We start from the raw sequence: 14,264 nt of genomic DNA on the forward strand, positions 1-14,264 counted from the left end.
AGCCTTTCATTAAGTGAAGTCTTTTATGATTTTTAAAAGGGATTCGGAGGCGCTCTTCGGACTTTCTGCATTCATGATCGCCGATACGACAGCGGTACCTGATAGCCCGCTATCAGAAAGAGCGGATATGTTATCTGCAGTGATACCCCCGATGGCTACGGCGGGAATGGATACGCTGCGGCAAATTTGCTCCAGATCCCCAATGGCCATGAGGGTTGCATCTTGTTTGGTCTTTGTAGGGAAAACGGAACCGACTCCGATATAGTCTGCTCCATTTCGTTCGGCTTCGTGAGCTTCTTCAAGAGTGGAGACAGATACTCCGACAATCATATCTTCAGGAACCATTTGTTTGACGACAGTCAGTGGAAGGTCATCTTGCCCAATATGAATTCCGTCCGCTGCAACCGCAAGTGCTATATCCACCCGGTCGTTGATGATAAGGGGAATGGAAAACTCGTTCAATAACTGTTTCAATGCAGAAGCTTTTTTATAAAAGGAAAGGGATGAATTGTTTTTCTCCCTAAGTTGTACGATCGAGACTCCTCCTGAAACCGATTCTGCAATGATTTTGGTCAATTTTTCCAATGCTATGGACTCTTCCGTAACTAAATACAAGCTTAAATCAATTTGGGACTTCTTCATTCATTTTCACCTCATGCATCCAGATTTCCTTATCCATTCTTGATATTGCATCGATTAATCGCACACGAAACGTTCCTGTTCCTTCATCTTTTTGAAGGTTTGCAGCAGCTAGTTCCCCTGAAATGCTCATGGTTGAGATTCCGGCAATTGCCGCAGAATAGAAATCGTCGGTGACTCCTGAAAAAGTGCCGATAAGAGCGGTGGACATGCAGCCGGTACCTGTAACATTAGTTAAAAGAAGGTTTCCATTGTCGATGATGGATGTATGTTTTCCGTCGCTGACCGCATCCTTTGCTCCGCTGACCACGACGATGCTATTCAATTTATTAGCTGCTTGTGCAGCCAGCTCTGCATGGCTAATCGCTAGTTCCCCCGAATCCACCCCGCGTGTAACGGTATCCCCACCCATCAATGAAAGGATCTCACTCGCATTCCCGCGAATGATTTGGAAAGTAACCTTACTAAGGAGCCCTTTGACCTGCTCTGTACGATAGGGGGTGGCACCAACTCCCACCGGGTCCAAAATGACCGGGATATCCATGGTATTTGCCGTCTTACCGGCAATCTCCATTGCTTCCAAGGCTTTATCATCAATCGTACCGAAATTCAAAACCAATGCATCTGCTAATTTGACCATATCCGCCACTTCTCTTGGGCTCGAAGTCATTACTGGTGAACCACCGATGGCAAGGGTGGCATTTGCACAGTCGTTGACCGTAACAAAGTTGGTGATTTGGTGAATGAGTGGTTTTCTTTCTTTTACCTTCACGAATAAATCGGCTGCAGAAACCTTCATATTAATTCACTCCGTTCTTTTTTTGAAAATGAATGAAAATGATGGACAGGTCCATGACCTTTACCGATTGAAAAGCTATTGCGTATCGCTTCAGAAATATAGGTCTTGGCCTTTTCGATCGACTCTTGCAATGGCAGCCCATTTGCCAGGTTTGATGTAATGGCGGATGATAGGGTACAGCCCGTGCCATGAGTGTTCTTTGTATGGATGCGCTCTCCCTCGATCCATTGGAAGTCAGTCCCATCATAAAAAAGATCATTTGGATTTCCTGCTGCATGGCCTCCTTTAAGTAAAACGGCTTTGGGACCCATTTCTTGTATAGAAATGCATGCTTTGTAGAAATCTTGTTCCGTTCGAATCGACAAGCCAGTAAGTACTTCCGCTTCCGGTACATTAGGGGTTACAAGTGTTGCAAGCGGAAGCAAATCCATTTTTAAGGCAGAGACAGCCTTTTCGTCGAGCAAATGATGACCGCTTTTGGAAATCATGACAGGGTCAAGGATAACGATGGCAGGCAAGAAGGTTTTAAGGGACGCAGCGACAGTTTCCACGATTTCTTTTGATCCAAGCATGCCTATTTTTACTGCATCGACAGGAATATCTTCAAAGATAGCTGCAATTTGATCTGATATGATTGCTGTTTCAATTGGCTGTACTGAACGGACTTCCATTGTATTTTGTGCGGTTACGGCTGTGATGGCAGACATTCCAAAGACACCATGTGCAGAAAATGTTTTTAAATCCGCTTGTATTCCTGCGCCGCCCCCTGAATCAGAGCCTGCGATGGTTAATGCTGTTTTCATAAAAAAACCCCTTCATATAAGTATTTTTTAGAAGTATTTTAAGTAATATGAATGCTAAAATCGCACCAGCGAATGAACTGAGCATAAAAGCCGGTAAAAAACCAAAAAGAGCAGCTTTTTCCCCCAATAGTAGGAGGGCAAGTGGATAACAGGCTAGGGAACCGAGAATACCGGTCCCGATCACTTCCCCTAAACAGGCAAATTTTAAGCTTTGTGTTTTTCGGTAAAGGATGGCAGCCAAAAGTGCACCGATCATGCTACCGGGAAAGGCGAAAATTGAACCGGTACCAGACATGTTTCTAATGATGGAAACTAAAAAAGCTTGTGTCACTGCATAAGCTGGCCCCAATAGAACGGCCGTCAGGACATTTGCCAGATGCTGAATAGGAAAGACCTTTGCAAATCCTGCAGGAATGAAAATAAATGAACTGGTCAGCGTTGTAATAGCCGTGATCATGGCAGTCAACGTCAGTTTCTTGACAGGATTCATCATCTACAGCGGCCAATCTTGCTCATTATGAACCATATCCCAAAATAAATATTCATATCGGGAAGTAACCAAAAAGTGCTTTTCTAATCTAAGAAGTTCCTTTTCTGGCATGCCTTCCGTCAATTCTTCCAACAAAGCGATCAGCCATTTATGTGCTTCCCCGAATTCAGGAGATGAATAGGACCTTATCCAATCTGCGTAGCGATTGTTTTCCAATGCTGCTCCATTTTGTTCTTTTAGTAGCAAACCGATTTCATAATAATCCCAAGCGCAGGGCAGGAGACAGGCGATCAAGTCTGCCAAAGTCCCATGCTGAGCTGCATTTAGCATATAGCCTGTATAGGCTAGAGTCGTTGGAGTAGGTTCTGTATCTTCCAATTCCTTGGAAGTGATCCCGAATTCGGAAGCATAATGCCGATGAATATCCATTTCCACTTGAAGGGTTTCATTTAAAATACTCGCAAACTTTGCCATGGTTTCGATGTTATGAGCTTTGATTACACCTAAAGCAAAGAGCTTGGAATAATCCATGAGATAGATATAGTCCTGCTTCAGATAATAGGCAAATTTCTTTTCAGGAAGCGTACCATTTCCAATTGCCTGGACGAAGGGATGTGAATGGTTCCTTTTCCAAATCTCTTTTGACCGTGCATGTAGTCTATCACTGAATGTTTCTAATTTAACATTCTCCATTGTTCATCCTCCTTTAGAATGGATCCCTTTGTTCATGAAAAAACCCCGTTCCTGAATACGGAACGGGGTAGATGGATATAGTCTGAAAATGGACGATATCATCCACTTCCCTCCGCCGGTATGAGCCGGTTCAGGTTCAAAGGGTCCGGAACTAATTCCATCTCAGTCTTAAAAAAAGACTCCCCTAGTGGTGTGAATTGTATGTAATTACTGACATCATATCAGAAAGACAAGAAAATGCAACCTACATTTAAAAGAGGGACCATTTTATGTCCAGGAAAAAAGGGAGAACCAGGTAATTGACTTTTGATGGTTATTAGGATAAAATCATGTCTACATCATTTATATATCGATTTCTTATCCAGAGAGGTGGAGGGACTTGGCCCAAAGAAACCTCGGCAGCGGACCCGTTTTGGGAACTGTGCTAAATCCAACAAGCATATGCTTGGAAGATAAGAAGAGCCGTACGGACACTGTCAGCCTCTTCTTGAATTAGAAGGGGCTTTTATTTTTGGGAAATAACGTTTAGTGACATAATAGAAAAGGTATATATAATTTGGTGAAAATAAAACAAGTTGATAAAGTTTAGCTAACTAGAAGCAGGCTCTAGGATGACTAGGAAAGGAGCCATTTACATGGCAGAATTATTTAAGAGGATCGAACAGAGGAAGGCAAAGCTTATTGAAGAGTTATTGGCCAATGGAGTATACAAAACCTCTGATGAAAGGCATCTTTATGATGCCCCATTAAAAGTACTTGAAGATGAATATAAGATTGTTATAAATAAACCAAATACCGAGTCACCTTCTGAATGGATGACATAGTAAACGATGGACTATAGTTTGGGTTCTTGGATAAGAGATATGATGTAAGCATTCACAGTCTACACTAGTGGATGCTTTTTTGCGTTTAATAGAAAATGACACAAAATATACATAATTACAGGATTAATAGTCATTTTGTCACATTTATCCTTTAAAATAACACATTTAATTTCCGAAAAATAGTTGATTTTAACTAGTAGATTCATTATGATGAAAGTGTAAAAAAATTGAATAAATGGGAGGTGGCTATATAATGCCTTGCCTTAAGGTAACTATAGAAAAAATAGAAGAGAAAAGAAAAGAAATGATCAACTTGGCAGCAATTTACGGCTTATCAAGTCTGCTAACTGTTCAAGCCAGTCAAGAATTGGATACGCTATTAAATGCGTTAACAAGTAAAAGAGATTGTGAACATTTTTACCTCCAGAAAGCATATAGGTATTTTTAAATTAGCCAATTCGCACTCGATTAATATGAAAAAGCTACTGCTCAAGGCAATAGCTCTAAAGAATGATATTACATATCGACACGTTTACCAAGAATGAGCAAATCCCGCTCGATCCCATCCAACTCGGCAACTTGAGGTAAATGTGCCCATTCTTCAAACCCGAATTTGGAAAAAAGCTTAAGGCTTGGTGTATTGTGGGCGAAAATGAAACCCAATAGAGTCTTAACACCTAATTTTGGACTCCATTCAATTGCCTTTTGAATCGAAATTTGTCCGATTCCTTTTCCCCGGAAATAATCATCTATATAAATGCTGATTTCGGCAGTGGATTTATATGCCGGTCTGCCATAGAAGGATTGAAAGCTCATCCATCCAGCAGTTTTCCCTTCTATAGTAATGATAAATAGCGGTCTACTTTCTGAATGATGTTCCTCAAACCATTTAACCCTCGATTGGACGGATACAGGCTCCGTATCTGCCGTGACCATTCTTGAAGCAATTGTTGAATTATATATTTCAACAATTCTGGGCAGATCGGATAGTCCTGCCTCTCTAAACTCTATGAGCTCTTCCATGATTTAAACTCCTAACTATCATTTATTCAATCTCCAGAATGAAGGGTAATCCCATATTTTGTTTAAGGGATGGTGAATGACACCCAATTCATTGAAAGTTTTATATTATCATACACTCTTGAATCTTTATCTGACAATTTTTTTATGTTAAGACTGTAGATTTTTGGGGTATGTAAAAGATTAAATACTTCTAGTAAAGAGACAAGAGGAGAACCAAATGAAAAAATTGGCAGGTTTATTGATTATAGTACTCGTTATATGTTTTGCTGCGTATGAATTTCAGGCCTCGGAGTCGGAAGAGGTGCAAAGGGTGATGGCTTTTGGAGATTCATTAACCTATGGAAAAGGGGATAAGGATGGGGAAGGATATATAGAAGGCCTTGAGGATGAATTGAATAATCCGCAATCGGAACAAAAAGTGAGTTTTTGGAATTACGGTATAAAAGGCCAGGAAACGGATGGGGTGATGAAACAGCTTGATGATTACCGCATTAAAACGAAACTTGATGAAGCCGATACTTTCATCGTTTTTATTGGAACGAATGACTTGATCAATAGTAACGGAGGGGACTTGGAGAAAATAAGTGACCGAAAAATCATTGAAGGAAAACGGGAGTATATCAACCATCTCAAAAAGATTACATCAACCTTGATAGAGGCAAACGATAAGGCGGATATTCTGGTAGTAGGACTATATAACCCAATTAAAGACAATCAAAAACTTGAAAAGCACATTCGTGATTATAACCTGTCAATAAAGGGAATAGCGGATAAAGATAAAAGGATGTTATTCATTCCTACAAATGATCTTTTTGAAGATAAAAAGAAAACAGAGTATTTCAGTGATAAATTACATCCGAATGAAAAAGGGTATCAGCTCATTGCGAACCGGGTTTTGGAAAGTTATGATTTCAAATGAAAGCAAAATGCACAGGAAGGCTTCCTGTGCATTTTGCCCTCTAAGAAGTAGCTAGGAATTTGATATCGCTTTAAGTTGAGGGAACTGCAAGTCATGGAGTTGCTTGTATCTGCCGTCGTTTTGCAATAATTCTTCATGTGTTCCTTTTTCATGAACCTGCCCTTTTTCCAGAACGATAATTTGATCCGCATCATGAATGGTCGATAAACGATGTGCAATTACTATTGAAGTCCGGTTTTTCATTAAACGTGACAATGCTTGCTGGATCAAATGTTCGGATTCTGTATCCAAGGCCGCCGTTGCTTCATCGAGAATGATGATTTGCGGATTTTTCAAAAGTGCCCTAGCTATGGCAATGCGCTGTTTTTGTCCGCCTGAAAGCTTGACTCCGCGCTCTCCAATCTGAGAATCATAACCATCAGGAAAGGCACTGATAAAGTCATGCGCATTTGCCGCTTTGGCGGATTCGATGATTTCAGCATCTGTAGCATCAAGTTTGCCATACACGATGTTATCACGAATGGAGCCATTGAATAAAATGATATCCTGGGAAACAATCCCCATTTGTCCCCGTAATGATTTTAGTGACACATCCTTGATATCATGACCATCCATTTTAATCGTGCCATCTTGCGGATCATAAAATCGGATCAAAAGGTTCGTGATGGTCGATTTTCCAGCGCCAGAGGAACCGACCAGAGCAGTTACTTGACCAGCTTTCATGGACAGGCTTAAATGGCTGAGGACAGGTACACTCTCATCATACGCAAAATCAACACATTGAAATTCGATTTTCCTTTTTATGTAAGGTAGTTCGATGGCATTTTCCTTGTCACTTATTTCAGGTTGGGTTTCCAATATTTCAGTTATCCGCTCAAAGGCCGCAGCTGATTGCTGGACAATGCTGATGACCCGGCTAAAATTGCGAACGGGACTCTGCAGTAACCTCAAATAGGCGAGAAAGGCCACGATTAACCCTATTGTGAATTCGCCTTCCATCACTTGCCAAGCACCGAACACAATGACTGCTACAAGACCGATATTGTTCAATAAATCAATTATCGGTCCGAACATGGAGCGTAGCCGAACGGACTTAAGGTTTGCAGCCATATTTTCCTGATTACGCTCCGCAAACTTCCTTGATTCGAATTCTTCATTTGTAAAAGATTGAATGAGCCGCATTCCCGAAATGGAATCCTGTAACTGGTTGCTGACATCTCCTGCGGAACTTTGCACAGACCTAAATGACAGCCTGATGCGTTTCCCGAATGCCCTTGTGATATAGAACATGAAAGGGAATGTAAAAAGAAGGACAATGGTCAGCTTCCAGTTAATGAAAAGCATATATACCGCCACGGCAATGAAAGTCACCGTGTCAGTCAAGACTTGAAGCATGCTTGAAGAGATGAGCTGCTGCAGTAAATTGACATCATTGGTCAACCGCGACATTAAGTCACCAGTACGGTTTTTATCAAAGAATTTCATATCCAGTGTTTGAATATGGTCATACATGCTATTCCGTATATCCGTAATAGCCTTTTGACCGACCTTGGAAACGATATAGCTGTTAAAGTAGTTCAGTAAAGCCAATAAAATGGCAGCACAAAGAATTCCTGCGCCAATCCAGATTAACGAGTCATATCTTTTTTCGGGAATGATTGTATCAATCGTAAACTGCGTCAACTGGGGGATGGAGAACTCAAGCAATGAAATGAAAAGCATAATACATAAAACCAAAGTGCAAAACTTCCACTTCGATGGGACCCGATTGAACATTTGTTTGAGCATCAACCATATGCTTCCTTTTGAGGGGATTGCATGCATGGTACTGCGGCCTTTGTGGCTGAATGGAATATGTCCTCCACTCATAGCGATCACTCCTATTTAGACTATCCTTGATGTTTTGAAAGTCATTTGAATTAGATGGATTTTGCCTTTATGACTATCATAGAGCTTTTCAAAGAATAGACAACTTTTAAGCGGTTCATTTCAGTCAAAAAGTTTAATTATTTTACACGTTCATATAGGACATGGAATAATTAAAGGAGATTAGCGAAGCTGATAAGAGGAGATGCTAATAGTGAATGAAAATGAAAAAGTCAGGGAAGAGCTTTTAAATGCGGTCACCGGACTAACGGATGAACAGCTAAACACCCATCCTGAACCAGGAAGATGGAGCATCATGCAGGTTTTGGATCATTTATATTTAATGGAGAGGGCCATTACAAAGGGCATTTCCGATAAATTGAAAAGCGATGATAGCATTCCTGCTGTGGATAAACCGATCGAGCTTACTTTAAATCGTGAAATGAAGGTCCAGGCCCCGTCCTTTGTCATTCCGTCAGAATCATACCAAACTTTGAGTGAGATTAAGGAAAAGTTGTCCGAATCCCGAAAAGCTTTTGTACGGGTCGTTGACCAAGCAAAGGAAATTGATCTCGAACAAAAATCTTTTTCACACCCTTTGTTTAAAGATTTAAGCTTGAAGCAATGGATCCCATTCGTGGGACTGCATGAAAAACGGCATTTATTACAAATTGAAGAATTGAAAGCAAAGTTATAATAGAAGAAAAACTCATCCGTCTTTGGTTGAGTTTTTCACTTTCGGACAGATATTCGTAAAGGAAGGATTTTTCAGTGAAAGCCACTTGGGTAAGGACATGTATGGTATTGGGCTTTTTCGGATTGATGCTAGGGCTCTTGTTCAAGTATATGCTTCCGCCTGATCTAGATGAAATCGAACTGACTGACGAGCTGAATCCGATCGTCGCCGAAAAAAAAGACGAGCTCATTCAACTGGCTGATGACAAAGGCATCCCGATTATCATTACGGCGGGGTTCCGGTCTGTAGCCGAGCAAAATGAACTCTATGAAAAGGGCAGATCAGGCTCGGGCAACATAGTAACGAATGCAAGAGGTGGCGAGTCGCTGCATAATTTCGGTTTGGCGATAGATTTTGCCCTCCTTAACAAACAAGGCGAGGCCATTTGGGATATGAATTATGACGGCAACGATAATGGAAAGTCGGATTGGATGGAAGTTGTAACCATCGCTAAAGGGTTAGGTTTTGATTGGGGAGGGGATTGGGCTGGGTTCAAGGATTATCCGCATTTACAAATGACATTTGGCTTTAACCTGCGTGAGCTGCAACAAGGCAAGCGGTCAAAAGGGCAGTGATAGTGAGTGGTTTCTATGTATGCCGCATAAATTTTGACTAAAAGCAGGAAAATAAGCATGTGAATTGCTTTACAGGTAAGAATTCGATAAAGTGGAATAGTGAGAAATCAGACATAAAGGAGTGCAGTCACCATGGAAGAAACAAAATATTGCCGGGACTCTTTGGTCATAAAAACAAGCCTTGTCCTCCCGCCGGATACAAATAATATTGGTACGATGTTCGGAGGCAAATTAATGGCATATATTGATGATGTGGCGGCTATATCAGCCATGCGTCATGCGCGAAGCAACGTCGTTACGGCATCAACTGATTCTGTCGATTTCCTGCACCCTATTCACGAAGGAAATGCAGTCTGCCTTGAAAGCTTCGTGACTTATACGGGCAGAACATCAATGGAAATCATCGTAAAGGTGATTGCAGAGGATTTAGTTACAGGAGATCGGAATTTATGTGTCATTTCTTTCTTGACATTTGTTGCCATTAATGAAGAAGGTAAACCAATTCCGGTCCCGCGTTTGGTTCCTGAAACAGAGATGGAAATGAATTTAAATGAATCAGCAAAACAACGGGCCCAAATAAGGAAAAAAAGAAGGGAAGATACACAGTTCATTGCAAGTACTTTCGGTGTGAAGCTGCCATGGACCGATCAATCGAAGCCTGGATTATATAAATAAGATACGCATCCCTTCAGCAATCTTATTGATGATTTTGACCAAATTCAATGCGATTTGGTCTTTTATTAATCGCCATTGGTTTTTGGGCATTATCTGTATGGGAAAGAAACGTGAAAAGACGCTTGGATAAGCCCAAGCGTCTTTTTTATGTTTGATCATATCCGCTTTTCAGTCATCGCTTGCTAAAATACCGAAGAAGCGCAAGATGTTAATGAATAGGTTAATGAAATCTAGATATAGATTCAAGGCCATGAGGGGTACTTCTTCGGCTGTTACCCCGTAATGCTTCATTCGGTTGAAATCATATAAAATATAACCACTGAAAACTAAAATCCCAATAAAGGAAAAGACCAGCATGGCTGTAGAGCTTAATGGAGAGAAAATGTTGAAAATGCTAATGACCACTAAAGCTAGCAAGGCCGCAAATAACATTCCGCCCAAGAAAGAAAGGTCCCTTTTCGTGGTTGTGGCATATACCGCCAGTCCACCAAATACAACTGTAGTCGTAACACCTGCCAGGATCACCACATTTGCCCCTGCAGCGGCTAGGTAGTGTGCAATGATCGGATATGTCGTAATTCCTGAAATCAATGTGAAGCTATACAAAAATGTATAACCGATGGCTTTTTTCCTCCGCAATATGAATGCTCCAATCAACATCGCGATCTCAAGTATCGCTAAGGGAAGAAACAAGGATGACGGAACAAGTGTGCCGAGAGCCATCCCTAAAACGGAAACGGCAAGTGACAAAGCGAACGTCCGCATGACGGACGGCATATATGTTTGTACAGTTTGTGAATACATTCAAACACCTACCATTTATTTTCTACCATTTTCTACGAATCTGTTTTAAAAAGGTTTCATGCCATTTAATGAAAATAAAGTGTTTTTTTTTTAGTATTGAAATATATATGAAATAATTACCTGTTTTATGATATCCTTACAAATATACTAACTTTTCTGAAATATCAAAAAAATTTAATTGGAACCATTCTGCGGTATGTAGAATGACAAGGTCAATAAATAGATATGAACGTTAAGGTTGTTATCTTGGAATAGTAAATTAAAAATTATTGGTTCTTTACATTTAATCGGACTTCAAAACTTTACTGTATAACCGTTATAAAGGAAACGATTTTTTATTGCAGAAAATTATTCTTAAAGTTATAAAATATGAAAAAAATGTGATTATTTTCTATAAAACCTATTGTATAATTGTAAAAAATTGATTAAAATTCTAGATAATTATCAGAAGATTAATTATTTTCCCGATAAAATAGTTTAGGGGGAGCAAGAATGAAGAAAGCTATTTTGCAAATAGAGAACCTAACTACCTCATTTCGAATCGGCAACAAATATCATGCAGCGGTGGATGATGTTTCGTTTACGGTGAATGAAAATGAAATTGTAGCAGTTGTTGGAGAATCAGGTTGTGGAAAGAGTGCATTGGCCTTATCTATCATTCAATTACATAATAGGCAGAGAACGAAATCCGAAGGAAATATCAATTATAAAGGTCAAAATCTACTAAACTTGAATGATGTACAAATGAATAAAGTCCGGGGTAAGGAATTGGGGATGATATTCCAGGAACCTTTAACGGCTTTGAACCCGCTCATGACCATCGGAAAACAGATCGAGGAGAATCTTGATTACCATACTGAACTCTCCAGTGCTGAAAAAAAGAACAGGACGATCGAACTTTTGACACAAGTGGGAATTCCATATCCTGAACGGACGTACAAACAATATCCGCATGAGCTCTCGGGGGGAATGCGCCAAAGGGCAATGATCTCGATTGCCATTGCTTGCAACCCTGCACTGGTCATCGCCGATGAACCCACGACGGCACTGGATGTTACGATTCAAGCGCAAATACTTGATCTGCTGAAAGATATCCAGAGCAGGACAAAAATGGGGATCATCTTAATAACACATGATCTGAGCGTCGTAGCAGAGGTCGCGGACAGGATCGTTGTCATGTATGCAGGTCAGGTAGTGGAAACGGGAAGTGTTAAAGAGATATTCAACAATCCGCTTCATCCATATACGAGGTCGTTATTAAATTCGATACCTTCTGCTGCAAACGAGAAAAACCGTTTGCACGTTATCGAAGGAATCGTTCCATCGATAGCGAAAATGGATCGGATAGGATGTCGCTTCCAAGATAGGATTCCATGGATACCTAAACATGCGCATGAAGAGACACCCCGGCTTCACGATGTGGGCAACGATCATTTAGTGCGCTGTACCTGCTATAAAGAATTTTATTTTCAAGCTGAAGGAGATGCAACGACCAATGACATTACTCAAATTAGATAATCTCAAAGTGCATTTTCCGATAAGGGGCGGTTTTTTTCGAAGGGTGGTCGATCACGTAAAGGCCGTGGACGGTGTTTCCTTGGAGTTGCAGCAAGGGGAAACATATGGCTTGGTCGGTGAATCCGGAAGCGGCAAGTCCACGACAGGCAAGGCAGTGGTCAAACTGAATGAGGTGACATCCGGACAAATCCTATTTGAAGGCAGGGATTTAGCCTCTCTAAGTAGAAGAGAAATTAAACCATTCAGAAAAGATATCCAAATGATTTTCCAAGACCCGTATTCATCATTGAATCCGAAGAAGAGGGTACTGGACATCATTGCCGAACCGCTGAGGAACTTCGAACGGTTATCCCCTTCAGAGGAAAAGAAAATCGTACAGGACTTCTTGGACAAAGTCGGACTGAGTCCTGAATCGATTTACAAGTATCCTCATGAATTTTCAGGGGGGCAGCGGCAGCGGATTGGGATTGCCCGATCATTGACATTGAAACCTAAACTGATCATTGCGGATGAACCGGTGTCAGCATTGGATGTTTCCGTTCAGGCACAGGTATTGAATTTTCTTCAGGATCTCCAACAAGAGTTCAATTTGACTTATTTATTTGTCGGGCATGATTTAGGCGTAATCCGGCATATGTGTGACCGGATGGGTGTTATGTATCGCGGTAGATTGGTAGAGGAAGGAAAAAGTGAGGAAATCTATGAAAATCCCCAACATATATACACGAAGCGCCTGATTGCGGCCATTCCGGATTTGGAGCCGGAAGTTCGCCAAGATAAAGTGCAGCTTAGAAAAAAACTCACCTCGGAATATGAGTCTACCTACTCAAAATATTTCGATGAGAATGGACGTGCTTACGATTTGAAGCCAATCTCATCAACACATAGAGTCGCAATACAATAAGGAGGTGGAAGGACTATGTGGAAGTTTATCCTAAGACGATTATTAGTAATGATCCCGCAGCTCTTTTTATTGAGCATCATCGTTTTCATGATGGCAAAAGCAATGCCCGGAGATGCACTGTCAGGCCAGGAAATCAATCCTAGGGCCAATCCAGCCGAGCTTGATAGGATCAGGGAAGAACTGGGTTTGAATGACCCTTGGTACCAACAATATTTTAGGTGGGCATCCAATGCAGTACAGGGGGATTTCGGTATTTCCTATACACATAAGACGCCCGTCATGGATGTGATCGAAGACAGGCTTTGGAACACGGTGTTCCTGGCGTTGGTCACGCTGATTTTTACATATATGCTTGCTATTCCATTAGGCATACTTAGCGGAAGGTATAACGATACCTGGGTGGATAAAACCGTTACGGGATATAGCTATTTAGGATTTGGCACGCCGATTTTCATTTTTGCTTTAATCATGTTATTCGTTTTCGGCTTTGCCCTGGATTGGTTCCCGTCTGGGGGCAGTGTCGATTCAAAAGTGGATGAAGGAACGTTCGCCTATGTTGTAAGTAAAATCAATCATGTGATTTTACCAGCTTTAAGTACAGCTTTAATTGCAACAACAAGTACGATCCAATATTTGCGAAATGAAATCATCGACAATAAAATCAAGGATTTCGTAAGGACAGCGCGTTCGAAGGGAGTGCCTGAATCAAAAGTATATTCACGGCATATCCTGAGAAATTCCTTTTTACCTATAGCAGCATTCTTAGGTTATGAAATTACTGGATTGGTCGGCGGTGCGGTCATAATCGAGACCATTTTCAGTTATCCGGGCCTTGGGCAGCTTTTCCTTAGTTCGGTGAGTCTGCGGGATTTCAGCGTTGTCACGGCCATCGTCATGATGACGGGATTTGCCACTCTGCTTGGCACCCTTCTTTCGGACATCATACTTAGTGCGGTCGATCCGCGCATACGGATAGAATAGGAGCGGGGTGAGTCA

The 14,264-nt window shown here is 41.1% G+C and carries 17 protein-coding genes and 2 riboswitches; of the genes, 9 read left to right on the forward strand and 8 right to left on the reverse strand.

The window, feature by feature from the left end; translation table 11 throughout:
- Positions 1-9: 9 nt before the first annotated feature.
- Genes thiE through tenA form a run of 5 tightly spaced genes read right to left on the reverse strand, consistent with a single transcriptional unit; the run spans position 10 to position 3,424 of the window.
- A complete protein-coding gene (gene thiE, locus N0M92_RS00795; RefSeq protein ID WP_260284073.1) occupies positions 10-642 on the reverse strand; it encodes a thiamine phosphate synthase in 633 nt (210 codons plus the stop codon).
- On the reverse strand, positions 623-1,438 hold the full coding sequence (gene thiM, locus N0M92_RS00800; RefSeq protein WP_260284074.1) for a hydroxyethylthiazole kinase: 816 nt from the start codon (positions 1,436-1,438) through the stop codon (positions 623-625). Before thiM ends, thiE begins: the two co-directional genes overlap by 20 nt.
- Entirely contained in the window at positions 1,435-2,241 is an 807-nt protein-coding gene (thiD, locus tag N0M92_RS00805; RefSeq protein WP_260284075.1) for a bifunctional hydroxymethylpyrimidine kinase/phosphomethylpyrimidine kinase, read from the reverse strand. The genes thiM and thiD overlap by 4 nt, the downstream gene beginning before the upstream one ends.
- On the reverse strand, positions 2,210-2,731 hold the full coding sequence (gene thiW / locus N0M92_RS00810) for an energy coupling factor transporter S component ThiW (RefSeq protein ID WP_260284331.1): 522 nt from the start codon (positions 2,729-2,731) through the stop codon (positions 2,210-2,212). Before thiW ends, thiD begins: the two co-directional genes overlap by 32 nt.
- A 3-nt stretch (positions 2,732-2,734) precedes the next feature.
- Positions 2,735-3,424 (reverse strand): thiaminase II, encoded by a 690-nt coding sequence (gene tenA, locus N0M92_RS00815; protein WP_260284076.1) that lies wholly within the window; start codon positions 3,422-3,424, stop codon positions 2,735-2,737.
- Between the two features lie 90 nt (positions 3,425-3,514).
- Positions 3,515-3,620, reverse strand: a riboswitch (TPP riboswitch).
- Between the two features lie 158 nt (positions 3,621-3,778).
- Positions 3,779-3,883, forward strand: a riboswitch (SAM riboswitch).
- Positions 3,884-4,059: 176 nt separating this feature from the next.
- Here tenA and N0M92_RS00820 point away from each other — a divergent pair.
- Both N0M92_RS00820 and N0M92_RS00825 read left to right on the forward strand, forming a co-directional pair.
- Entirely contained in the window at positions 4,060-4,248 is a 189-nt protein-coding gene (locus tag N0M92_RS00820; protein ID WP_192203796.1) for a Fur-regulated basic protein FbpA, read from the forward strand.
- A 253-nt stretch (positions 4,249-4,501) separates the two neighbouring features.
- Complete coding sequence (locus N0M92_RS00825) at positions 4,502-4,696, forward strand: aspartyl-phosphate phosphatase Spo0E family protein (RefSeq protein WP_260284077.1); 195 nt, start codon at positions 4,502-4,504, stop codon at positions 4,694-4,696.
- Positions 4,697-4,764: 68 nt separating this feature from the next.
- Here the strand turns inward: N0M92_RS00825 and N0M92_RS00830 are convergent, their stop codons facing one another.
- Positions 4,765-5,271, reverse strand: a complete 507-nt coding sequence (locus tag N0M92_RS00830) for a GNAT family N-acetyltransferase (RefSeq protein ID WP_260284078.1) — start codon at positions 5,269-5,271, stop codon at positions 4,765-4,767.
- Between the two features lie 217 nt (positions 5,272-5,488).
- Between N0M92_RS00830 and N0M92_RS00835 the strand changes: the two genes are divergently transcribed.
- Positions 5,489-6,190: a GDSL-type esterase/lipase family protein gene (locus N0M92_RS00835; RefSeq protein ID WP_260284079.1), complete on the forward strand. Its 702-nt coding sequence runs from the start codon at positions 5,489-5,491 to the stop codon at positions 6,188-6,190.
- 51 nt (positions 6,191-6,241) lie between these two features.
- Here the strand turns inward: N0M92_RS00835 and N0M92_RS00840 are convergent, their stop codons facing one another.
- Positions 6,242-8,059: an ABC transporter ATP-binding protein gene (locus N0M92_RS00840; RefSeq protein ID WP_260284080.1), complete on the reverse strand. Its 1,818-nt coding sequence runs from the start codon at positions 8,057-8,059 to the stop codon at positions 6,242-6,244.
- Between the two features lie 211 nt (positions 8,060-8,270).
- On the opposite strand from N0M92_RS00840, the gene N0M92_RS00845 reads away from it, so the two are divergent.
- The 3 genes from N0M92_RS00845 (at position 8,271) to N0M92_RS00855 (ending at position 10,042) form a co-directional block, all read left to right on the forward strand.
- Positions 8,271-8,753, forward strand: coding sequence for a DinB family protein (locus tag N0M92_RS00845; protein WP_260284081.1), 483 nt, complete (start codon positions 8,271-8,273; stop codon positions 8,751-8,753).
- A gap of 74 nt (positions 8,754-8,827) precedes the next feature.
- On the forward strand, positions 8,828-9,367 hold the full coding sequence (locus N0M92_RS00850; protein ID WP_397443792.1) for a M15 family metallopeptidase: 540 nt from the start codon (positions 8,828-8,830) through the stop codon (positions 9,365-9,367).
- Between the two features lie 132 nt (positions 9,368-9,499).
- Positions 9,500-10,042 (forward strand): acyl-CoA thioesterase, encoded by a 543-nt coding sequence (locus N0M92_RS00855; protein ID WP_192203801.1) that lies wholly within the window; start codon positions 9,500-9,502, stop codon positions 10,040-10,042.
- 168 nt (positions 10,043-10,210) lie between these two features.
- Here N0M92_RS00855 and N0M92_RS00860 read toward each other — a convergent pair whose 3' ends face one another.
- The gene (locus N0M92_RS00860) at positions 10,211-10,846 is read right to left on the reverse strand and encodes a Bax inhibitor-1/YccA family protein (RefSeq protein WP_260284082.1); all 636 of its coding nucleotides are present in this window, start codon (positions 10,844-10,846) and stop codon (positions 10,211-10,213) included.
- A gap of 492 nt (positions 10,847-11,338) precedes the next feature.
- Between N0M92_RS00860 and N0M92_RS00865 the strand changes: the two genes are divergently transcribed.
- The 3 genes from N0M92_RS00865 to opp4B are packed head-to-tail and all read left to right on the forward strand — an operon-like array spanning position 11,339 to position 14,249.
- Positions 11,339-12,364, forward strand: a complete 1,026-nt coding sequence (locus N0M92_RS00865) for an ABC transporter ATP-binding protein (RefSeq protein ID WP_260284083.1) — start codon at positions 11,339-11,341, stop codon at positions 12,362-12,364.
- Positions 12,342-13,268: an ABC transporter ATP-binding protein gene (locus tag N0M92_RS00870; RefSeq protein ID WP_260284084.1), complete on the forward strand. Its 927-nt coding sequence runs from the start codon at positions 12,342-12,344 to the stop codon at positions 13,266-13,268. Before N0M92_RS00865 ends, N0M92_RS00870 begins: the two co-directional genes overlap by 23 nt.
- 15 nt (positions 13,269-13,283) lie before the next feature.
- Positions 13,284-14,249: an oligopeptide ABC transporter permease gene (gene opp4B, locus N0M92_RS00875; protein ID WP_260284086.1), complete on the forward strand. Its 966-nt coding sequence runs from the start codon at positions 13,284-13,286 to the stop codon at positions 14,247-14,249.
- Positions 14,250-14,264: the final 15 nt, after the last annotated feature.

Source organism: Peribacillus aracenensis (assembly GCF_025175645.1).
Taxonomy (GTDB): domain Bacteria; phylum Bacillota; class Bacilli; order Bacillales; family DSM-1321; genus Peribacillus; species Peribacillus aracenensis.